This window comes from Solitalea koreensis (assembly GCF_900182575.1).
Taxonomy (GTDB): Bacteria; Bacteroidota; Bacteroidia; order Sphingobacteriales; family Sphingobacteriaceae; genus Solitalea; species Solitalea koreensis.
The window spans coordinates 46,209-69,426 of the sequence record NZ_FXSZ01000002.1 but is presented as its reverse complement, the minus strand read 5'-3'; the positions used below and the strand labels follow the sequence as shown (position 1 = coordinate 69,426).

The window sequence follows — 23,218 nt, the reverse complement described above, 5'->3', positions numbered from 1 at the left end:
ATTGCCCTTTGACACTGTTTTTGATTGGTTATTTATGCTCCAACTCCACCATCATGGCAACCACTTGTTTTCCCCTGCTATACCCCTGAAATGATAATTTATCTTTTGAAAATTGAATATTTTTGGGGTCAACCATTTTATCGCCTATAACTTTAAATATTCGCTCACTAAATGAACCTTCCTGTTTGCCGATTTTCTCAATCAAATCATTAATCTTCAATTCATCTTTGCTGTACAGCACACACAGGAAGTCTTTGCCAGGTTTTTCATCAAATTCAATATAATGATCTTCATCAGGGATAGCCACATCATTTTTTTTATCAGTAAGTGCAGCGCTAATACCGTCTTCATAAGGAAATATTTTCGTTATTTCATTGCTCAGGTCGGTACTAATGGCGTACACAAATGCAGGCTCGTTGTTGGAAATATACATCCGAAAACGTGTTCCTGAAGTATACGGTTCTGCTGTTTGATAAAGGGTTAATGGACCGGGCGCTGTTTTTACAGGTACAACTTTTAAGCCTCTGGTTGAGATTAATAAATTAGCAGGCATTTCTTGCCCTGAGGCCAACACAAATTTTAAACTACCTGAAAGGTCAGGTACTTCAGGTTTAGGTTCCGGTAAATCAACCATTTCAAATGCGTATCGCACGAAATTTGCAAAATCTGCATATGTAACCCATGTATACCCGCCATCACCCCAGGTAGTACCCCAACTGTTTTGAATTTCAAAAGCTCCACCATACATTTCATCATCATAACCAACTACACACATAGCATGGCCACCGTATTTTACTGGATCAGCAACTTCATTAGGGGTCCAAAGTTTCTTTGCATAATTAAATGAAGGCGGACACAGTGCACCAATGAGAACCGGTTTTTGCTCAGACAATGATTTTTTGGTAGCCTGAATTTTAATTTCCATAGCAGAATTTGTGTCAAAAATCTTCATAAAGTCTTTAATCTTAGTTTTAGAGGCCAAAGACAATTGATCTTCTGTTATACTTGGAATGCATTGATCTGATGCATCCTTAAAAGGAAGAATGCCAGTTTCTTTTAGTCTTAGTAAAGCAATATTTATACTTGCCCCCCCTTCACAAACAGCATCATTAGGTTTTAATAATCGAAATAAAAAAGCGGGAGAATATGCATTTGCAGTAATTTGTTCTTTATCTGTTAAATTATTTTTTATAGACTCAACAATGGTTCTAGCACAATATGCGGTTGCCCAAGCAGTACAGGTACCATGATCTCCCTGGCTTTTAGGAGTAGGGGCATATAATTTTAATGAGGCTTTAGACGGAACAGATTCCAAGCCTCGTGTAAGTTTCGCTTTTTTGGGAACTTGTGAATAGTTTTCATCATCAAAATCTAAACCTTTTGGAAAATTGTTTTGTGCATGTATGACATTGGAAAATAAGCAGATGATAATTATGTAGGAAAACCGTAGTATAAATTTTGACATAATTTTTTTTAAGGAAAATACATACAAAAATGGAGAAAAAAAATACTCCTAATCAGGTATTTTTTCCTCATGGGTAAACTATCATCTTTGAAAGAATAATTGTTATTGAATAATAAAAAAGATTATATAATTGAAATTAAAATATCTGATAATAAATGTTTTAAAATCCAATATTTAAAAGAAATTATTAAATATCCTTCATCAAATTCCACAGCATATAAAAAGCACTAACGGCTGTCCGTTCAATGTTTTGTGTGCGTTTGTTTTGGAATTGAAACTTCTTTGCTATTACTTTTTCGGGTCCGGCTATTGCTATCCAAACGGTGCCCACAGGTTTTTCAGGCGTTCCCCCATCAGGACCGGCAATTCCTGTGCAGGCAATAGCATAATCAGCATTGTAGTTTTTTTGTGCACCTAAGGCCATTTCTTTAACCGTTTCTTCACTAACGGCGCCATGTTGTGCTATTGTATCGGCTTTAACACCTAATAGTTGCATTTTAAGCTCATTGGAGTACGTAACCGCTCCTCCTATATATGCCTTTGACGATCCGGGATTCATGGTAAGCAAATGAGCGATATACCCTCCTGTGCAGCTTTCGGCAGTAGTTAATGTTTTGCCTTCGGCCATTAGTTTTTGTAGTATAGCTTGCTCAATGGTAATATCGTCCTCGGCAATTATATGGTCTTTTAGTTTTTCGATGATCTGTGTAGCAAAAGTGTCGACCTCCTGCTGTAAATCATTTTTGTTAATTCCATAGGCGCTTAATCGTAAACGGACTAAACCCAATTTGGGTAAATAGGCTAATTTGATATGCGTCGGAAGACTATCTTCAATCATTTCTATGGATTGAGCAAGGAAGGACTCACCCAAGCCGGCAGTGATCAAGGTTTTATGCACAATTACACCCTGCCCGAATTTATCCTGAACTTTAGGCAATACGTAATTTTGCATCATTGCCATCATCTCAAATGGAACTCCAGGCAAGGAAACATATATTTTACTTTCATGTTCAAACCACATCCCGGGAGCAGTACCATTTTCATTTTGGATCACGGTACAATTCTCAGGTACTTCGGCCTGACGAACATTTAAATCAATCATCGGACGATTGAAACGGGCAAAGATTCGCTTTACATTTTCGAGCGCAGCTTCGTTCATAACCAGCTTTGACCCGAAATATTCACAAAGCGTGTGCTTGGTAATATCGTCTTTGGTAGGCCCCAATCCGCCCGTTATCAGGATAAGATCGGCTCTTGAAGCAGCTTCCTTTAATGTTTTTAAGATTTCTTCTTTATTATCGCTTATCGAAGTGATTTGTTTAACAGCAAAACCAATGTCATTCAGCTTCTTGGCCATCCAGGCAGAATTGGTGTCAACAACTTGTCCAATTAATATTTCATCACCAATGGTTATGATCTCTACAAACATGTTTCCAGGATTTTTATTCAGCTAAATTGAGTATTTATTTTTCAATACTTGAAATGAATTTTTATTTTGAAAGAAGGATTCTGTTTTTCTAAAAAACAGAAAATCCCCCTGAGAAAATCAGGAGGACTCTGCAACGACAGCATTTATTATTAAGGATTAATTAGAAAAAATGTTGGGTTAAGCAACAGTGCTGATTGATTTCATAGCAGTCATTGCCTGTCTTAACACATTACCTACCGCTTCAATCTGATGCGAACGGATAGCGCTGTTTACAGCAATTAAAGTCTTGTTGTCAACCCCTGCATCTTTTCCTTCATTATAGTTTTTTCCGATAATATCAGTGTCCACTGTTTTCATGAAGTCAGCTAATAACGGTTTGCAAGCATGATCAAATAGATAACAACCGTATTCTGCGGTATCAGAAATTACACGGTTCATTTCGAACAATTTTTTACGTGCAATGGTATTTGCGATCAAAGGAGTTTCGTGCAATGACTCGTAATAAGCTGATTCAGCAATAATTCCCGACTCAACCATGGTTTCAAAAGCTAATTCAACACCGGCTCTTACCATTGCAACCATTAACAAACCATTGTCAAAGAATTCTTGTTCAGAAATTTTAACATCACCGGCTGCAGTTTTTTCAAAAGCAGTTTCGCCAGTTGCAGCTCTCCAGGTCAATAAATTTTTATCGTCATTTGCCCAATCTGTCATCATCGTTGAAGAGAAAACTCCGCTCATGATATCATCCTGATGTTTTTGGAACAATGGACGCATAATGGTTTTTAATTCTTCTGATACTTCAAAGGCTTTGATTTTAGCAGGATTAGAAAGACGATCCATCATTGCAGTGATACCACCTTGTTTTAAAGCTTCAGTTACAACTTCCCAGCCGTATTGAATCAACTTAGCTGCATAACCTTTGTCAATTCCTTTTTCCACCATTTTGTCGAAACATAAAATTGAACCGGTTTGCAACAAACCACAAAGAATAGTTTGTTCACCCATCAAATCTGATTTTACTTCAGCCACAAAAGATGATTTCAATACACCAGCTTTATGTCCGCCTGTACCAACAGCATATGCTTTTGCTTGTGCCCATCCTTTTCCTTGAGGATCATTTTCAGGATGTACCGCGATTAAGGTTGGTACACCGAAACCTCTTTTAAACTCTTCGCGAACTTCAGTACCAGGGCATTTAGGCGCCACCATGATAACAGTAATATCTTTACGGATCTGCATTCCTTCTTCAACGATGTTGAAACCGTGTGAATAAGATAAGGTAGCACCTTGTTTCATCAATGGCATTACAGCTGACACTACTGCTGTGTGTTGTTTATCAGGAGTTAAGTTGATTACTAAATCAGCTGTTGGAATTAATTCTTCATAGGTACCTACTGCAAAACCATGATCAGTTGCACTTTTCCATGATTGACGTTTAGCTGCAATGGCTTCTTCACGTAGTGCATACGAAACATCAAGGCCCGAATCTCTTAAGTTTAATCCTTGATTTAAACCTTGGGCACCGCAGCCCACAATAACTATTTTTTTGCCTTTTAAAGCATTAACACCATCCGAGAAATGGCTTCCGTCTAAAAACTCGCATACACCTAACTGATTTAATTTCTCTCTTAATGAAAGCGTATTGAAATAATTGGTTGATTTCAGTTCAATTGCTGCATCCATTAATTCAGCGTAATTATTTTGTGCCATTTTGTTAATTTTAGAATTATATATTTTTAATTGGTTGATTTTTAAATTGATTCAATATTTGCTTCCATTTCAAGCTCCATAAGTTTATCGTGAAAACCGCTGCTCGCTTTTAGAATGGCTACTCGGGCACTCCGTACAAATTCAATTAATCCGTAAGGAGCCAGTACTTCCAGTAGTTTTTCAGTTTCTTCACGGTGGCCCGTAGCTTCAAAAATAGTATAGTCTTTACGAATTACTACCGCTCTTGCTCCATATTCCCTCAGAAGTCTTTCTACTTTTACTTTTTCAGCAATCTCATCTGTAGGAACTTTGTACAAAGCTAGTTCCTGCCAAACAATTTCGTTATCAGTATTGTAAAATGCTTTAAGTACTTCAACTTGTTTTTCGATCTGACTTACAATTTTGCGTACCACTTCCTCCGTTTCATTTACCACGATTGTAAATCGGTGAATACCATTAACTTCTGAAGGAGAAGTATTAAGGCTTTCAATATTTATTTTTCTACGCGAAAACATAATTGCAATACGGTTAAGTAAGCCAATATGATTTTCGGTATAAACGGTTATTGTATATTCTGCTTTCATGTTTTGTTATTAGTGATTCGACTAGTTATTAGGTCCATTTACTGGTCATGATGGTTGACACGTTAATTAATAACAAAATAACCATTAACCAATAACAGATTTTTACCTCAATCTAATTTCACTTACACTACATCCTTGCGGAACCATCGGGAAGACATTGTTTTCTCTGCCTACCATTACCTCCAATAAGAATGATCCTTTATGTTGAAGCATAGTAGCTAAAGCTGCTACAAGATTTTCACGAGCTTCCACTTTTTGAGCGGCTATTCCATATGATTTTGCCAACATGATATAATCAGGACTCTTAATATCTGTAAATGAATACCTACGTTCATGAAATAGCTCCTGCCACTGACGCACCATTCCCAAAAACTGATTATTAAGAATTAATATTTTTACGTCAATATCGTTTTGCATGATGGTACCCAATTCCTGCAAAGTCATTTGAAAGCCACCATCGCCTATTACGGCAACAACAGTTCTGTGCAGTGCGCCAAATTTTGCTCCAATAGCTGCAGGTAAAGCAAAGCCCATCGTTCCCAAACCGCCCGAAGTGATATTACTCTTGGTGTCATTGAATTTTGCATAGCGACAAGTAACCATTTGATGCTGACCAACATCGGTAACAACAATTGCATTACCATGGGTAAGCTCATTCAACTGATGAATCACCTCTCCCATCGTCATTTTATCTCCTTTAGGATGCAATTCGTTGGTAATTACGGCATCAATTTCTTGCTGGCGATAATCATAAAACTTTTGAATCCAAGCTGTATGCACATTTTCGTTAATCAAACTGGTAAGCAAAGGCAATGTGTCTTTACAGTCGCCCCAAACGCCAACATCTGCTTTGACATTCTTATTAATTTCAGAAGGATCAATATCAAGGTGAACGATTTTGGCTTGTTTGGCGTATTTGGAGAGAAGTCCGGTAACCCGGTCATCAAAACGCATCCCTATTGCAATTAATACATCACACTCATTGGTTAATACATTCGGTCCGTAATTTCCGTGCATGCCCAACATACCAACGTGCAAAGGATGCTCAGTTGGCAATGCGCTTAACCCTAAAAGTGTGCAGGCAGCAGGCAAACCTCCTTTTTCAATGAAGGTCTTAAACTCATTTTCGGCTTTACCAAGAATAATCCCTTGCCCAAATAAAACAAATGGTTTTTTTGCCTCATTGATTAGCTGAGCAGCAGCCTCAACATATTCCTTACGAACGATTGGTTTTGGGCGATAGCTGCGAATGTGCTTACATTTGGTGTACCTTTTGTAATCAAATTTTTGAAGCTGAGCATTCTTTGTGATATCAATTAACACAGGACCCGGCCTGCCACTCTCAGCAATGTAAAATGCTTTGGCCAATACTTCAGGAATTTCATTGGCATCAGTAACCTGATAGTTCCATTTAGTAACCGGAGTAGTAATATTGATTACATCAGTTTCCTGAAATGCATCAGTTCCTAGTAAATGTGAAAAAACCTGACCGGTAATACATACCAAAGGAGTACTGTCAATCATTGCATCAGCCAGGCCAGTAACCAAATTAGTAGCCCCAGGTCCGCTGGTTGCAAATACAACCCCTACTTTACCGGAAGTTCTTGCATAGCCCTGAGCTGCATGTATTCCGCCTTGCTCATGTCTAACCAGGATATGTTGCAATTTATCCTGATAATCATATAAAGCGTCATAGATGGGCATAATAGCACCACCCGGGTAACCAAAAATAGTATCTACTCCTTCAGCAAGAAATGCTTCCAATACAGCACTTGAACCTGACAGTTGAGTATCGTACTCAACCGTAGATTCTTGCAAAACTGTATCATTTTTAGCTAAACTCATATTTTTAATAGGTAAATAGTCTTATAATTCATCGGTAACACATCCTTCAGATGCCGATGATACATTTTTTATATATTTTGCTAACGTGCCTTTCGTTGCTCTCCAAGCAGGTTGAGTCCATTCTGATTTACGCTTTTCGATTTCTTCATCGGATAATTCAGCATTTAAAACTCGTTTTTCAGCATCAATAGTGATCATATCTCCATCTTTCAACAATCCAATTAAACCACCAGCCTGAGCTTCAGGAGTTACGTGTCCAACAACGAATCCATGAGTTCCACCTGAAAAACGTCCATCAGTTATTAAGGCTACGTTTTTACCCAAACCGGCACCCATGATTAATGAGGTAGGTTTTAACATCTCCGGCATACCTGGTGCTCCTTTTGGTCCTTGATAACGGATTACAATAACGTCACCTTTTTCAATTTTGCCATCAAGCACGGCATCATTAAATAAAAATTCAGTATCAAATACTTTCGCAGGACCTGTAAAAGTCAAACCTTCTTTTCCTGTAATTTTTGCAACAGAACCTTGTTGAGCCAGGTTTCCATATAAAATTTGCAGGTGGCCTGTAGCTTTTATTGGTGTGTCAATCGGTACAATAACTTGTTGGCCGATTGGTAAATCAGGAATTTCAGCTAAGTTTTCAGCAACGGTTTTACCGGTTACGGTTAAGCAGTCGCCATGTAAAAATCCTTCTTTTAAAAGATATTTCATTACGGCTGGTGTTCCTCCGATTTTATGAACATCTTCCATTAAGTATTTGCCACTTGGTTTCAAGTCGGCAATGAATGGAGTTTTATCAGAAATGCGTTGGAAATCGTCGATCGTAATCTTTACATCCACAGCTTTAGCCATGGCAATAAGATGTAAAACAGCATTTGTTGAGCCTCCCAATGCCATTACCAAGGTCATGGCATTTTCAAATGCCTTAAAGGTCATGATATCTCTAGGGAGAATATTTTTTTCAAGAAGAAGACGAACTGCTTTTCCGGCATTCTTACATTCCTCTTGTTTTTCCTTGCTGGTGGCAGGATTTGATGAACTGTAAGGCAGGCTCATTCCTAACGCTTCTATAGCCGAAGACATGGTATTGGCAGTATACATACCGCCGCATGCTCCGGATCCAGGACACGCTTTTTTGATAACTTCCTTGAACTCTTCAGGGGTAATCGTTCCGGCCATTTTCTGACCAAGTGCTTCAAAAGCAGAAACTACGTCAAGTTCCTTACCATCATGATGGCCGGCATGGATTGTTCCGCCGTAAACCATTACAGAAGGACGATTCAATCTGCCCATGGCGATTAAAGCGCCCGGCATATTTTTGTCACAGCCCATTACAGTGATCAAGCCATCATACCACTGAGCAGATACAACTGTTTCTATACTGTCGGCAATAATTTCACGCGATTGTAATGAAAAGCGCATTCCATCAGTTCCCATTGAAATACCATCACTAACACCAATGGTATTAAAAATGAGACCAACCATATCGTTTTCTTTCACACTATGTTTTATTGTACGAGCAAGATCATTAAGATGCATGTTGCAGGTATTACCTTCATAACCCGCACTAGCAATGCCAATTTGGGCCTTGTTCATATCCTCTTCCGTAAGTCCAATTCCGAACAGCATTGCTTGTGCAGCAGGTTGTGTTGTATCTTGAGTAAGAGTTGCGCTGTATCTGTTTAATTTTTTCATTTATGATATTTGTAATCTAATATAGGTTATTGTTATAAATTTGATAAACTATTTGGCTTTTGTATTACGATATTCAAATCAAATAATATAACCAGTGTATTCTTTCAAAGTAACTCTTTTCCTGTATTTTACACTGATTTCAAAACCCATGGTATCCTCCCAATTTTTACGAAACCCTCTTCCATCAATACTTTCAATTCCGGCAACTTCAGCGGCTGTTCCGGTTGAAAAAGCACCGTCAATATCAAGAAGATCTTCAGGTTTAATTTTTGTTTCAACAATTTCAAACCCTAAATCATTAGCAAGTTCAATAACTGTAGAACGCGTTATGCCAGGGAAAATATTGCCAACTTCCGGAGTATAGAGTTTGTTATCTTTTTCATAAAAGAAATTTGAGGCGGCGCATTGGGCTATATAGCCGTTTTGGTCAAGTAGTAGGGCTTCATCAAATCCTTTTTCTTTTGCCTCTTTGGTGGCAAGAATGGCATTTATGTATTGACCGGTTACTTTAGTATCAACATGAAATGCTTCAGGACTAAAACGTTTGTATGAAGAGGTCATCAAACGGGTTAATTTATCACCATAATACACTGCCCAGCTCCAGGCTCCTATGAACAAATGGTGACTATGACTAGGTTCCAAAGACATATTTTCTCCTACGAAAACCAACGGCCGTATATAAGCGTTTTTAAGGTAATTTTTCTTGATTAATTCGTATGAAATCTCTGTTAGGTCTTTAACAGAATAGCTTGGTTTGATGTGCAGTTTATTACACGAGTACAACATTCTTTTGAAATGTTCAATCGGCTTGAAAATGCGTGTACCTTCATCCGTTTCGTAGGCGCGAATACCTTCAAAAACAGCATTTCCGTAATGAAATGATTGGCCATATGGGCTTAAACAAACGTCTTTAGCCGGAAGAAATTTTCCGTCGTAAAAAACAATAGAGTTTTCATTGTAATACATAGCTAAATATTTTTATTGTTTGTAAATAAATCGGCTAATTATTTTTTAAACTAAATATTTTCGCAACATTTCGTGTTCATTAACATTAATGTAAACGATATTATTTTGCCTAAATCGGAAGAGTAAAGGTTCGAGGTCATCTTTACTAGCGAGTTCAATACCGACCAATGCAGGTCCGAATTCTTTATTCGTTTTCTTCAGATACTGAAAATGCACAATGTCGTCGTTGACGCCTAATGCGTCATTTAAGAAATTACGAAGTTCACCGGGTTTTTGTGCGAATTCAACAATGAAATAATGCTTTAAACCTTCAAAAATTAAGCTTCGTTCAATTACTTCAGGATAACGGGCAATATCATTATTTCCTCCACTTATTACACAAACTACTTTCTTGCCCTTGATCTCGTCGGCTAATTGATCTAGTACAGCAACGGACATTGCTCCTGCAGGTTCAGCTATGATTCCTTCGCTTTGATAAAGTTCAATCATGGTAGTACAAACCTTGCCTTCAGAAACTGTGTGAAATCCACCTATTCCTGCCGATGAAATTTCATAAGCCAGAGAACCAATTTGTTTTACCGCAGCTCCGTCAATGAAGGTATCTATGCTTTCCAATCGAACGGGTTTTCCAGCTTCTAAAGCTTTTTCCATTTTAGGAGCTCCTCCCGGATCCACACCAATGATTTTTACATCTGAATTATTTTCAGACAGGTACAAACATGCTCCGGAAAGTAATCCACCTCCGCCAACCGGGCATATAAGAATTTCGGTACCAGGCAAATCATTTAAAATCTCACGTGTAACAGTTGCCTGGCCAAGAATTGTGTTCAACTGATCAAATGGATGAACGATTGCCAAATTGTTTTCTTCAGCAAACTTGCAGGATGCTGCATACGCCTCATCATAAGTAGTACCAATAAGAATGATACTAACCCATTCACCTCCAAAGCTTTTAACTTTTTCGATTTTTTGCCTTGGCGTTACCTGCGGCATAAAAATGTGAGATTTGATTTTAAGCATCTTACTACTCAGCGCTACACCCTGAGCATGATTACCCGCACTAGCACAAACGACTCCTCTATTACGTTGCTCCGGGGTAAGACTAACAATGTTATTGTAAGCACCACGAATTTTATAAGAACGAACAGGCTGCATATCTTCCCGTTTAAAATATACCTTACATTGGTATTTCTCAGAGAGCCGCTGAATGAACTGTAATGGTGTATGTAAAGCTACATCTTTTAATTTTTTTGCAGCCTGGTCAATTTGTTCTGAGTAATTGGTTAAGGTTTCCATATTTTCTGACGTAAAAAAAGCCGCTCCTTTTTTGGGAGCGGCTTTTTTATTTATACTAGTGTGCGTTTCTATAGTATACCACTCCCTGTCAATTGTGAATAATCACAATAATTAAAATAATGACAGTAATAATGGTATTGATTGTTTTCATCCTTTTTTTACAATAAATCTAAAGTATGACTTATTTTTTTAAATTACAAATAAATACAATAATTATTTATATTATTTCATCCAAACAAACAAATTACTACCAAATTTATAATTAAAATAAACTTTTAATGACTTGGCAATAAAAAAAAGCCCAAAACGAATTGAGCTTTTTTACTATTTATATATAACTAGAAATTATCTCCAGCATAATATGGACTACGTTTGCTAAGTTTTAAATCCTGAAGTATTGATGATTTTACCCGTAAATCAATGCTATAACTTTTATAAAAACCAAAAGGTGTCCAAGACATGGCAAGATCCCAACAATGTAAATCACGGTTAATACTTAAACTGGTTGGACTAAGTTTAGCATTTGTTATATCCACACCGGATGTAAATCCTATTACCCACTTTGGTGTTAAACTAAACTGACCATTAAAGTTTATCGCTTGAGATAAGGATTTTGCGCTTGAGATCGAGTAAGTTTTGGTATAGTTTAAAAAATAATTGACACTAAAATTCCAAGGAATATCAAAATCAATAAAATTATTTGGATTGGGTTCAATCAATGTTAAATCTCTGTATTGTTGAGGAGAGATTGGGGCAGTACGCTTACTTTTTGAATTAAAACTAGAACTTAAAGAAAAGAATCCACTTGTAAGTGAAACCAATTTTCCATTCCTGTTTATTGAATATTCATTAACTCTTCTTCCTGTACTTGTATAGTAATACGGATCAAGTATACCTCCAAAGTTGATGTACACTTTTTTAAATAATGTGGTTCGGCCTGAAAAGTTAATTGGGGCTAGTTTAAATGAATCTGCTGCAAAATTGTAATTTGTACTAAAAGACAATCCTTCCAAAATACTAATCTTTTGCTCTCCATTGATTGTATCTTTTTTCGATCGCACCTTCATCTCCAAAATATTATCAAGACTAAAACTTAACGAATTATTAGTACCTCTGGCAGGACCTCCATATAAAGAATTTTCAAAAATAGAATAAGTTGTAGTACGCCCCAAGCTATCACTTTGAACGGTTTTATAATACCCGTATTTATCACTTCCAAAGTCTGGTCGGTAAAAATAAGCCAGTGTTGGGGTTAAAACATGCCGGATCGCTCTAATGCCACTTGTTTTCTTAAATTCTTTTATACCAAATAACTTGGTACTTAACCCTGTACTGAAGCCATAATCACGTGCCGTGCTAAATCCATAGTTGTTTATATTATCTACCCGGTTAGCTTGAGGATTCCAAGCCTTTGTAAGTGTTTTAAAATACCAATATTCATTATAATTGATACTTGGGGTTAAGAAAAAATTTTTCGCTATAGTAAAAGATGTTGATATAGGAATTGTATGTTTTATACCGGAGCGAACTGTATCGAGCGTATTCTTTTTAAATAGTAAAGAATCAAAAGTTGAAAGCTGATTGTCAAACTGCAAATTATAACTTAATCCAATTTTATTATACCATTTCTGGGGACCTACCCTACGTTTTGAATCAAATGGATTTATACGTGAAACAGTAAAAGCCAAAGAAGGAAATCCAAGATTAATTACACCGGTGTTTATTTCCTGACTATGTGTAAATGCTGTCGATAAATTAAACGGAGTACCAAGCCAAGCCTTTGAATAACTTACTGAAGATTGTAAGGTGTTGTTAAATCGTTGATTAAGCGGTATGTAATTTCCGGTATTCTGATAGTATTTACTAGTACCAGCATTAACAGAAGCTGAAAAAGTAGAACCAGTTGCCGTGGAGGATTGCGTATGACTCCAGTTTACATGAAAGTCTCTTGTATTAGAATAACTTACAGTTCCTGGTTCACCAAATTTCTGATTTGAATAATGTAAAGCAAAATTACCACTATAATCATACCGAACATTATATCGTGATGACAAATCTAAATCATAACTTCCATTTGTAAAAAGACTACTTTGAAATGCAAGATCCATATAATCGCCTAAACCTACGTAATAGCCTAATCCACGCATAAAAAAGCCCTTTTCAGCATCTTCACCCACGCTAGGAAACAATATCCCATTTGATCGTTTGCTGGTTTTAGGAAAAAAACCAAAGGGCAATATAATAGGAATTGGAATGTCCTCTATAAATAAATGGGCAGGTCCGGTGATAATTCGGTTTTGGGCAACTTTTGCTTTGCTGATTTCAATTCCATAATGCACATGACTTGGATCATTACAGGTAGTATAAATACCATTTTTAAGAAAGCCCTCTTTTTCTTCGTTCAGTTTCATTTGTCCGCCACGAATAAAACCTTCCCCTTCCGAACTGACTCCAGCCCAAACTTTCGCTTTCTTTGATTTGAAATTATAGGCTAAACTATCGGCAATAACATCATTTCCTGTTCCTGTAAAAAATGGACGGCCTGCATAAACACCTGTGCTATCTTTCAATCCTTTTGCATAAACAGTCATTGTTTTTTGATCAATGCGGATGAAATCAGCTTTTAAAGTCAGATTTTCATAAGTTACCGAAGCGTCCTTGTATAAATAAAGGTATTTACCATCAAGATCAGCTAAAATAGAATCTTGAGCAGTATAATTGACCTTAGAAGAAAGTGATCCTTCTTTCTTTTTTAAGGTTACCTTATGAATAGTATCAGTTACAGATGTTACTGTATCTTTGCTTCTGGAAACTTTCAGAGTATCTTTCTTAATGGTATCTTTTTTATCAAAGGAAAAATGAGTTAAATAATGATTACTTGCAGCTCCATTTACCTGATTAACAGATAAAAATAAGATTGCAGTTACTAAAGGAGTTATTAAAAGAAAAAAAAGCGTTTTTAATAATTTCAAAATGATTTAATTGAATATTATTTTTGCGAATATGGAAACCAACAACTCTCCAAAGTTAAATAAAAATCGAGCAGTGAAAACATTTTTTAATACTTTGGCTTTCGCATTTTTATTTATTTTAGTTACATCATTCACTATTCGCACTGATAATAAGACAGTTCGATATAAATTTAAAACCATAGTAATTGATGCTGGTCATGGTGGTAAAGATAATGGTGCTAATCGAGGATGGGCTATCGAGAAGAATATTACCTTAGCAATTGCTTTAAAATTAGGCAAGTACATTGAAGAGAACTTTCCGGATGTAAAAGTGATCTTCACCCGTAAAACTGATACATTTGTTGATCTGAGTGAACGCGCAGAAATAGCTAATCGTAATAAAGCTGATTTATTTATTTCTATTCACTGTAATTCAAATGACAGCGGGGCCCCTTATGGAACAGAAACTTATGCGTTTGGAGTGGATTCCCGCACTTCTAATGAAAAAATGGAAGTTGCAAAACGTGAGAACTCTGTGATATTATTAGAAGACAATTATGCAAAAAAATACGATGGTTTCGACCCTAACTCAGCCGAAGCTTATATTATTTTTTCCTTATACCAAAACAAAAATCTGGCTAAAAGCCTAAATCTTGCCTCAAAAATCGAATCAGAATTTGAGGACAGTGATAGTCGTTACAGCCGTGGTGTTAAACAAGAAAGGTTCCTGGTATTAAGGTACACCAATATGCCGGCCATTTTAATAGAAACAGGCTTTGTATCGAATCGTGAAGAAGGTAGATATTTAGCAACTGATAGCGGACAAGATGAGGTGGCTGGGTCTATCTATCGAGCTTTTAAAAAATATAAATCAGAGCTGGAAATAGCCAACTGACTTACTCCTAAACCTCCAACTAAATCAATTAAAAAGTTGGTTAAAATAAAGAAACCGATTTTGAAAAAATAGTTTCTAAACAATTCAACAAAATAAAAAACATCAAATAAACATAAGTGAAGATAGCTAACGAAACAAAAATCGGTATTCTTACCGCCTTTGCAATAACTTGTTTAATACTTGGATATAACTTTTTACGTGGTAATGACGTGTTTAGCAATTCAAGAGATTTTTATACGATTTACGATCGAGTGGAAGGACTTACCGCCTCAAAACCTGTTTTGGTTAATGGTTTTCAAATAGGTCGCGTTAAGAAAATGGAGTTAACCCCTGATCATAAAGTTAAAGCGATATTTGATATCACCAGTAATTTACAAATTCCTAAAAATACAATTGCCCGTATTACCAGTACTGATTTATTAGGCGGAAAAGCAGTTGTTTTTGTTTTGGGTGATTCAAAAGAAATGGCCCATGAAGGTGATCAGTTTGTGCCTGATGTGGAGCAATCTATAACTGAAACATTAAGTCCGATAAAAGATAAAGCTGCAGTCGTAATGATTAAGGTAGATTCCATGCTAAGCTCAATAAATAATATTCTGAATCCTGAATTTCAAAGAAATATTAACAAAAGCATGAATAGTATTGCTCACTCTTTGAAAAATGTGGAAGCGGTCTCTGGAAATTTGAATTCACAAATGGATCGACTAGGGATTATTATGAAAAATATTGAGGCTATTACTGCTAACTTTAAGAATAACAACCAGCGCATTAATAATATAATGGCCAACCTTGATAAGGTTACTGATCAAGTTGCTAAGGCTAATTTACAGGAAACCTTACTGAATGCTAGTAAATCTTTAGCTAATGTGAATTCAATTTTAGCTAAAATTCAAAATGGTGAAGGTACCTTAGGCCTGTTATTAAATGATAAAGGCCTATATGATAATCTGAATAAATCAGCAGCTGATCTTGATAAACTAATGATTGACTTAAAAGAAAATCCTAAACGTTATGTAAGATTCTCTGTTTTTGGTGGTGGTAAAGACAAAAAACCTTCAGAATAAATTTAGATTTATCTGCATAAAAAAAGCATTCTGTATTTCAGAATGCTTTTTTTATGCAATATTTTTTTGATGTTATTTAGTTTTCGATGGAAAACGTAATACCTTCTTTAGCCAATTCAACATTTTTGAAAGTGGTTTTACATTCTTCCAGATGTGATAATAAATCACGGTAACGTGCCGAAAAATGCCCAATAATTAGTTTTTTTGCTTCTGCCATAGTAGCTATTTCCCCAGCCTGTTTTGCTGTAGTATGATGAGTGTCCCTTGCTCGTTCAAGCATATCCTCTAAAAAAGTGGTTTCATGATACAATAAATCCACTCCTTTAATTTGCTCAATAAAACTGGTAATCATTAGGGTATCAGAACAATATGCATAACTACGTGGCACTGGAGAATCGGTAGTAAGAACATAATTAGGAACAACTGTTCCATCTTCTATTACATAATCATGACCTTCTTTTAACGCCGGAATTTCATCGGGAGTAATGTTATAAATTTCTAACATTTCCTTAACAATTTTGCGCGGACGTTTTATTTCTTTGAAAAAGAATCCTGTACAAGGAATTCTATGATCCAGAATGATTGTTTCTATTTCAATTTCAGTATTCCGATAAACTATTTCCGGCTGATCAGTTTGTGTAGGAATAAACTTAATTGGAAAACGAAGGGTTGTCTGAGAATGAAATAGCTGTATGTCTATAATTTCTTTTAGTGCTGGAGGGCCAACTAAAACAAGCTCTTTTCCGCGTCCATTTAAGTGCATGCTGGAAATCAATCCAACCAAGCCTAAATAATGATCACCATGAAGATGGCTTATAAAAATATGATCCACTTTATTATAGCCGAATCCATATTTTAACAATTGAAACTGTGTGCCTTCACCACAGTCGATCATGAAATATTTTTGATTGTAATTAACTATTTGCGATGATGGAAAACGGTGATAAGCGGGAGTAGCGGAACTACTCCCCAGTATCGTTACTTCAAATTTTGTCAATTGTGGAGATGATTAACCTAAATTTTCAGCTTCATTATTCAAATCCCGTTCAATCTCTTCCATAAACACGTAATCAATTGCTTCATCAACCGTTGGGACAATGTTCAATACATTTTCCAATTGAGAGATATTGATAAGTTTTTGTACTGGTGGATTGAGCGTAGCTAATACAAATGTACCTTCATTATCGCTGCTACCTTTACAAATGCGGTGACCTAATAATATAGCACTCAAACCCGAAGAGTCTGAGTATTTTACTTCAGATAAATCGAGGATGATATTCCGAAAGCCCTCTGCATTCAATAAAATCAATTCCGACTTCAACATGGGCGTAATAATGGAATTCAGCTTATCTTCATTAAGCTTAAATACCACATACTTTTCGTGTTTATCAACTGAAAATTTCATAAGAGAAAACGTATTTTAATTTTGTTAAAACCAAATTAAGGTTATTTTTTTTAAAAAATTACTATTGATTTTTATTTTTTAAAAACTCTGTAACGTTTCGTTCAACCCTTGTTACAATATTATCGGTGTTGTTTTTTACAAAATTTTCACCAATAATCTTCTCATACAATTCAATGTAACGATCTGAAATAGAACTCACTATGCTGTCAGTCATTTCTGGTACACTCTGACCATCTTTTCCTTGAAATCCATTTTCAATCAACCATTGACGAACAAATTCTTTTGAAAGTTGACGCTGTGGTTGATTTGATTCTTGCAATTCTTGATAGGTATCTTTATAAAAGTAGCGGGAAGAATCAGGAGTGTGAATCTCATCTATTAAATAAATCTTACCGTCTTTTTTACCGAATTCATACTTTGTATCCACCAAAATTAATCCACGGTCGGCAGCCATTTCGGTGCCTCTAGCATATAAGGCAAGGGTGTAATTCTCTAACTGAGTGTACTCCTCTTCTGAAACGATTCCCTGCGCAATGATTTCTTCTCTGGAGATATCCATATCATGCCCTTCCTTCGCTTTGGTAGTTGGAGTAATGATTGGTTGAGGTAGTTTATCGTTTTCTTTTAAACCTTCTGGTAAGGCAACTCCACATAGCATGCGTTTTCCATCCTTATATTCACGGGCAGCATGACCAGCTAAATAGCCTCTAACTACCATTTCAACCGGATATGTTTCGCATTGTAAACCAATTGTAACGTTTGCATCCGGAACATCAATAACCCAATTTGGAACAATATCGCTTGTAGCTGCTAAAAAGCGTGCTGCAATTTGGTTTAAAACTTGTCCTTTATAAGGAATAGCACGTGGCAAAACTACATCGAATGCAGAAATACGATCAGATACTACCATCACTAAATAGTCATCATTTATAGTATATACATCACGTACTTTGCCTTTATAAAAGTTTTTCTGCCCTGGGAAATTATAATTGGTATTCTGTAAAGCGTTCATTGTTTTTTAAAATATTAATAATTTAGTGCTTATGGTGATCGAACGTCACCTATTTTCCGTTTGTTTATATGTCGCCGTAGGCCTCTAAAATCTTACGAACAAGTTTATGTCGAACTACATCTGATCCATTTAAATAAATGATATCAATTCCGGGTATGTTAGGTAAAATTTCAAGTGCCTTGAACAATCCTGACATTTGCTTTTTCGGCAAATCGATTTGAGTAATATCTCCTGTTACAATGAATTTAGCTGAAGGCCCCATACGAGTCAAAAACATTTTAAGCTGCATATCCGTAGCATTTTGAGCCTCATCCAATATTACAAATGCATTATCAAGTGTACGTCCGCGCATGAATGCTAATGGCGCTATTTCAATGGTGCGATTTTCAAGATATGTTTTAAGTTTTTCAGCGGGAATCATATCATCCAATGCATCATATAAAGGACGTAAATATGGATCTACTTTTTCTTTCAGGTCCCCAGGTAAAAAACCAAGGTTCTCCCCTGCTTCAACAGCTGGACGCGTTAAAATAATACGTTTTACTTCCTTGTTTTTTAAAGCTCTTACGGCAAGTGCAACGGCTGTATAGGTTTTCCCCGTTCCTGCTGGGCCAATAGCAAAAATAATATCATTATTTACTGCTCTATCCACCATTTTACGCTGATTTTCACTTCGAGCTCGAACCATTATTCCGTTAGGACCGAAAACAAGAACATCCTTGTTATTGGGTTCAATAGGAACCGTAGCCTGGGCAGATGAGTTACCATTGGTTATGCCAAGAATATGCTCGAAATCACGCGAAGTAATTGAGTGGAATTTTTCGAAATGAGAAGCAAGTCGGTCAAACTTTTCAGTAAAACTTATTAATTCCATTTCATCGCCTAAAGCTTTTAGTTCAGTTCCCCTGGCTACAAGCTTCAGTTTGGGGAAATTACGTTTCAGAATTTCAAAGTGTTCGTTGGTTGTTCCCCAGAAAATTTTGGGGTCAATGGTTTCAAGGTTTAAAATAGCTTCACTCAAAATCGTTACTTTTTAGATAAAATTTTAATATTTGTGGTTCTGATTTTCAGCCGGAGAGCCTTATATTTATGGTCGATTGAATAATTCAATGTTATTAATATAAGCATTTATTCTACTTCTACCGATTAATTTAGCGTAAAAATAACCAAATATTAGCGAATGGCAATTATTACTTTAACAACCGACCTTGGGCACAAAGACTTTTATCAAAGTGCTTTAAAAGGCGCCATTCTATCGCAACTGCCTAATGCAAACATTATAGATGTTTCCCATCAAATATCATCTTACAATATACCGCAGGCAGCTTTCATTCTCAAAAATAGTTACAAATTTTTCCCGAAGGGAACCGTCCATCTTATAGGTATTGATGCCAACTACGGATCCAATCCGCGCTACTTAGCAATGGCGAGTGATGGTCATTATTTTGTAGGTCCTGACAATGGTATTTTTTCATTACTATTTGAACATCCACCCACCAAAATTGTAGCAATTAATATTAAAGCTGAAGCGAAGTTCTTACATTTTCCTTTACTGGATATTTTTGTAAAAGCAGCCTGTCATCTGGCGAACGGAGGTGTTTTAACGGGTTTGGGTGCAGAAACCACCGATTATAATCATCGCTCGTTGATTCAGCCCGTAGTTGAACAAAATATAATCAGAGGTTCTGTAATCTATATTGATTCATTTCAAAATGTGATTACCAATATTACAAAAGAACTGTTTGAATCAGCTCGAATGAAGCGTAGATTTGAGGTTTATTTCCGAAGAAATGAATCCATTAATAAGATAAATATCCATTACAATGAAGTTCCCGAAGGTGAAAAACTTTGCATTTTTAGCATCTCTAATTTTCTGGAAATTGCCATCAACAAAGGCAATGCCGCAGGTTTACTTGGACTACACGTCGGAGATATCATAAGGATTGAATTTTACGATAAATAAAGTAAGTTGTAGGTTTCAGGCTTTGGGCTTGAGGCTTGAGGTTTTAAATTCAAACTTGTATGCTAAAACCTCAAGCCTTTATCTTTTAACTTAATAAGCATGATCAATAGAATTGTAAAAATGAGTTTCCAACCGGAACACGTAGAAACATTTTTGGAAATATTTGAAGCATCAAAAGGTAAAATCAGAAATTTTGAAGGTTGCTATCATCTTGAACTTTTAAACGATACAACATCACCGAACCGTTTTTTTACATTCAGTAAATGGGAAAGTGAAGATCATCTTGAAATTTATCGACATTCAGAACTTTTTTTAACAACCTGGGCCGCAACTAAGATTCTTTTCAATGATAAACCTGAAGCTTGGAGCACAGTAGTGGCTAGTAGTGCATAGCGAAAGCAGAAAGCTTATAGATAAAAGTAAAATCCGAGACAACTTTATACTTTCTGCTGCTTCTTCATCATTTTCCTGTCATTTTTTTGTCTTAAAAGGCACCCTTACTCAATTTTATTATTTTTGCAGCATACTAAATTTTCAGATAGATGGCGCGTGCGCGGTTAAATAGTGGGAATCCTACTGAACAGGAATTACCCAAAGCAAAGATTACTAAGGATTCATTAAAAAATGCAGCAATTCTTTTAAAGTACATGAAGCCCTACCGTTTAAAATTCGGTTTTGGGCTGTTATTTCTGCTGCTTTCCACAATTGCATTTCTTTTTATTCCTAAAGAAATGGGTAGCCTGATTGATTCAGCTACTAATAGTATAAAACGTGAAACCCTTAACAATATCAATGAGATTGCTTTGTTGTTGGTTGGTATTTTATGTGTTCAAGCATTCTTTTCTTTTTTCCGTATTCTTTGGTTTGTTGAAGTAGCCGAGAAAACACTTGCAAGCATTCGTAAAGACACTTACTTTAAATTGATCACACTTTCGATGGATTTCTTTTCCCGTCGCCGAGTGGGTGAATTAAATAGCCGTATTTCAGCTGATCTTTCTCAAATTCAAGATAGCATCACAACTACATTTTCAGAGTTTTTAAGACAAATCATTGTATTAGCAGGTGGTGTGACCGCACTTTGTTTGGTTTCGTTAAAGCTTACCTTGATGATGCTGAGCATCTTTCCGTTTTTGATTGCGGCTGCTATTTTCTTCGGTCGATTTATTCGTAAAATATCACGTAAGGCACAAGATAAGCTTGCAGAGTCAAATATTATTGTTGAAGAAACCTTACAAGGAATATCAAGCGTTAAAGCTTTCGTTAACGAAGCGTATGAAGCTGTTCGTTATAGTAATAGCATCGATAAAGTAGTTAAATATGCCATGAGAGGCGCTAAATACCGTGGCGGATTTGTGGTATTTATTACAATGGGTCTTTTTGGATCAATTGTAGCCGTAATTTGGTATGGTTCACGAATGGTTCAATCCGGTGAAATTACAGTTGGTCAGCTTACTCAGTTTATTCTGTATTCTGGGTTTGTTGGCGGCGCAATGGGTGGCTTTGCAGAGTTATATGCACAATTACAGAAAACCTTAGGTGCTACAGAACGTGTGGTTGAATTGCTTAAGGAACACAATGAACCAATTAGCATTGTTTCGGCTGAAAACAGTGTAAAACAACACTTAAAAGGCGATATATCTTTCAATAATATTCATTTCAATTACCCTTCGCGCCCTGAAATTGGTGTATTGAATGATGTTTCATTTACCGCCAATGCTGGTGAACGTATTGCTATAGTTGGCCCAAGTGGTGCCGGTAAATCTACCATCGCACAAATGGTTTTACGCTTCTACGAACCTCAAAAAGGTCAGCTTTTATATGATGGAAAACCATCGAACAATTATTCCTTAACTGATATTCGTAATCAGATAGCCATTGTTCCGCAAGATGTTTTATTATTCGGAGGAAGTATTAAAGAGAACATTGCTTACGGTAAGATAGGCGCTTCAGATGAAGAAATAATTGAAGCCGCTAAAGGTGCAAATGCTCATAACTTTATCATGACTTTCCCTGAAGGATATGATACATTAGTTGGTGAACGCGGTGTAAAACTTTCAGGAGGTCAACGTCAGCGTATTGCTATCGCCCGTGCATTGTTGAAGAATCCAGTAATTTTAATTCTGGACGAAGCAACCAGTTCATTAGATTCTGAATCAGAGCGTTTGGTTCAAGAAGCCTTAGAGGAATTAATGAAAAACCGAACTTCAATTATCATTGCTCACCGACTTTCAACAATTCGTGAAGCTGATAAAATTGTTGTCATAGAAAAAGGTAAAGTTATTGAAGTAGGCAATCATAATGATTTGATGCTTAAGGATAACGGCTTGTATCGCTACTTAAGCGAACTACAATTTGAAGCATAAAACAAAAAAAGTCCTGTGATTTATCATAGGACTTTTTTTTTATGAAAAACATATATTACTTTGCGCGCTTAAATGTTAAGAAACTGGGTTCAATATATTATGCTATTCACTCTTTTTACCATTATTGGTAATGAGGTGACTACTATTGTGCATGGTGTATTGAATGCAAGTATAGTGCTTGTTGAAGATTTACAAGATGAGCATGACAATAAACTCGTAAAGAAAAAAGCTTTTGAAGAAAAGTTCTTTAGTGATCATCTTCATGCAAGAATCAGAAAAATTACCTCAATAACGCTTGCTCTAAATGTAAATCAATCTTCATGGTATACTCAACCTGTAATTGAGAAAATCGTCCCTCCCCCTGACCTTTCCTAATTCAATCATTATTAAAATTCTTCCACTTGGATATTTCCGACTGGAATTTATTTCTGAAAATTTATTACGAATTCAAGAGAAAGGTCTTTAAATTATTATAAAATTTACTTAATGCATTGTTTATGAGTAAGTTTTTATAACTGCATTGCAATTCCTTTCTTGTTAACTATTGTTTTATGATAATTAGTTCA

General features: G+C 36.1%; 19 protein-coding genes. 6 read left to right on the top strand and 13 right to left on the bottom strand.

What is annotated here, in order from left to right; translation table 11 throughout:
* Positions 1 to 28 precede the first annotated feature (28 nt).
* From FN756_RS03425 to FN756_RS03385, 9 genes are all read right to left on the bottom strand, one after another.
* On the bottom strand, positions 29 to 1,465 hold the full coding sequence (locus FN756_RS03425) for a C1 family peptidase (RefSeq protein ID WP_142601498.1): 1,437 nt from the start codon (positions 1,463 to 1,465) through the stop codon (positions 29 to 31).
* 187 nt (positions 1,466 to 1,652) lie between these two features.
* Positions 1,653 to 2,894 (bottom strand): competence/damage-inducible protein A, encoded by a 1,242-nt coding sequence (locus FN756_RS03420; RefSeq protein ID WP_142601497.1) that lies wholly within the window; start codon positions 2,892 to 2,894, stop codon positions 1,653 to 1,655.
* 177 nt (positions 2,895 to 3,071) lie between these two features.
* Positions 3,072 to 4,607: a ketol-acid reductoisomerase gene (ilvC, locus tag FN756_RS03415; protein WP_221929006.1), complete on the bottom strand. Its 1,536-nt coding sequence runs from the start codon at positions 4,605 to 4,607 to the stop codon at positions 3,072 to 3,074.
* Between the two features lie 41 nt (positions 4,608 to 4,648).
* The gene (ilvN, locus tag FN756_RS03410) at positions 4,649 to 5,191 is read right to left on the bottom strand and encodes an acetolactate synthase small subunit (RefSeq protein ID WP_142601495.1); all 543 of its coding nucleotides are present in this window, start codon (positions 5,189 to 5,191) and stop codon (positions 4,649 to 4,651) included.
* 102 nt (positions 5,192 to 5,293) lie between these two features.
* Entirely contained in the window at positions 5,294 to 7,036 is a 1,743-nt protein-coding gene (ilvB, locus tag FN756_RS03405; RefSeq protein WP_142601493.1) for a biosynthetic-type acetolactate synthase large subunit, read from the bottom strand.
* A gap of 21 nt (positions 7,037 to 7,057) precedes the next feature.
* Positions 7,058 to 8,737, bottom strand: coding sequence for a dihydroxy-acid dehydratase (gene ilvD, locus FN756_RS03400; RefSeq protein ID WP_142601491.1), 1,680 nt, complete (start codon positions 8,735 to 8,737; stop codon positions 7,058 to 7,060).
* Between the two features lie 78 nt (positions 8,738 to 8,815).
* A complete protein-coding gene (gene ilvE, locus FN756_RS03395; protein ID WP_142601489.1) occupies positions 8,816 to 9,703 on the bottom strand; it encodes a branched-chain-amino-acid transaminase in 888 nt (295 codons plus the stop codon).
* 45 nt (positions 9,704 to 9,748) lie between these two features.
* Entirely contained in the window at positions 9,749 to 10,999 is a 1,251-nt protein-coding gene (gene ilvA, locus FN756_RS03390) for a threonine ammonia-lyase IlvA (RefSeq protein WP_142601488.1), read from the bottom strand.
* Positions 11,000 to 11,337: 338 nt separating this feature from the next.
* Positions 11,338 to 13,971: a putative LPS assembly protein LptD gene (locus FN756_RS03385; RefSeq protein WP_142601486.1), complete on the bottom strand. Its 2,634-nt coding sequence runs from the start codon at positions 13,969 to 13,971 to the stop codon at positions 11,338 to 11,340.
* 73 nt (positions 13,972 to 14,044) lie between these two features.
* On the opposite strand from FN756_RS03385, the gene FN756_RS03380 reads away from it, so the two are divergent.
* Together FN756_RS03380 and FN756_RS03375 are read left to right on the top strand one after the other, a co-directional pair.
* A complete protein-coding gene (locus FN756_RS03380; protein WP_246085413.1) occupies positions 14,045 to 14,845 on the top strand; it encodes an N-acetylmuramoyl-L-alanine amidase family protein in 801 nt (266 codons plus the stop codon).
* Positions 14,846 to 14,961: 116 nt separating this feature from the next.
* On the top strand, positions 14,962 to 15,909 hold the full coding sequence (locus tag FN756_RS03375; protein ID WP_142601483.1) for an MlaD family protein: 948 nt from the start codon (positions 14,962 to 14,964) through the stop codon (positions 15,907 to 15,909).
* A 76-nt stretch (positions 15,910 to 15,985) separates the two neighbouring features.
* Here FN756_RS03375 and FN756_RS03370 read toward each other — a convergent pair whose 3' ends face one another.
* The 4 genes from FN756_RS03370 to FN756_RS03355 form a co-directional block, all read right to left on the bottom strand.
* Positions 15,986 to 16,906 (bottom strand): ribonuclease Z, encoded by a 921-nt coding sequence (locus FN756_RS03370; RefSeq protein WP_142601482.1) that lies wholly within the window; start codon positions 16,904 to 16,906, stop codon positions 15,986 to 15,988.
* 12 nt (positions 16,907 to 16,918) lie between these two features.
* Positions 16,919 to 17,314 (bottom strand): STAS domain-containing protein, encoded by a 396-nt coding sequence (locus tag FN756_RS03365; RefSeq protein ID WP_142601480.1) that lies wholly within the window; start codon positions 17,312 to 17,314, stop codon positions 16,919 to 16,921.
* Between the two features lie 61 nt (positions 17,315 to 17,375).
* Positions 17,376 to 18,326 carry a phosphoribosylaminoimidazolesuccinocarboxamide synthase gene (locus FN756_RS03360; RefSeq protein ID WP_142601478.1) on the bottom strand — a complete coding sequence of 317 codons (951 nt, stop codon included), beginning with the start codon at positions 18,324 to 18,326 and terminating at the stop codon, positions 17,376 to 17,378.
* A gap of 64 nt (positions 18,327 to 18,390) precedes the next feature.
* Positions 18,391 to 19,347, bottom strand: a complete 957-nt coding sequence (locus FN756_RS03355; RefSeq protein ID WP_142601477.1) for a PhoH family protein — start codon at positions 19,345 to 19,347, stop codon at positions 18,391 to 18,393.
* A gap of 159 nt (positions 19,348 to 19,506) precedes the next feature.
* Between FN756_RS03355 and FN756_RS03350 the strand changes: the two genes are divergently transcribed.
* From FN756_RS03350 to FN756_RS03335, 4 genes are all read left to right on the top strand, one after another.
* Positions 19,507 to 20,289, top strand: coding sequence for an SAM hydrolase/SAM-dependent halogenase family protein (locus FN756_RS03350; protein ID WP_142601475.1), 783 nt, complete (start codon positions 19,507 to 19,509; stop codon positions 20,287 to 20,289).
* Between the two features lie 99 nt (positions 20,290 to 20,388).
* Positions 20,389 to 20,682: a putative quinol monooxygenase gene (locus tag FN756_RS03345; protein ID WP_142601474.1), complete on the top strand. Its 294-nt coding sequence runs from the start codon at positions 20,389 to 20,391 to the stop codon at positions 20,680 to 20,682.
* 149 nt (positions 20,683 to 20,831) lie between these two features.
* Complete coding sequence (locus FN756_RS03340) at positions 20,832 to 22,652, top strand: ABC transporter ATP-binding protein (RefSeq protein WP_142601472.1); 1,821 nt, start codon at positions 20,832 to 20,834, stop codon at positions 22,650 to 22,652.
* A gap of 72 nt (positions 22,653 to 22,724) precedes the next feature.
* Positions 22,725 to 23,027: a hypothetical protein gene (locus tag FN756_RS03335; RefSeq protein WP_142601470.1), complete on the top strand. Its 303-nt coding sequence runs from the start codon at positions 22,725 to 22,727 to the stop codon at positions 23,025 to 23,027.
* Positions 23,028 to 23,218: the final 191 nt, after the last annotated feature.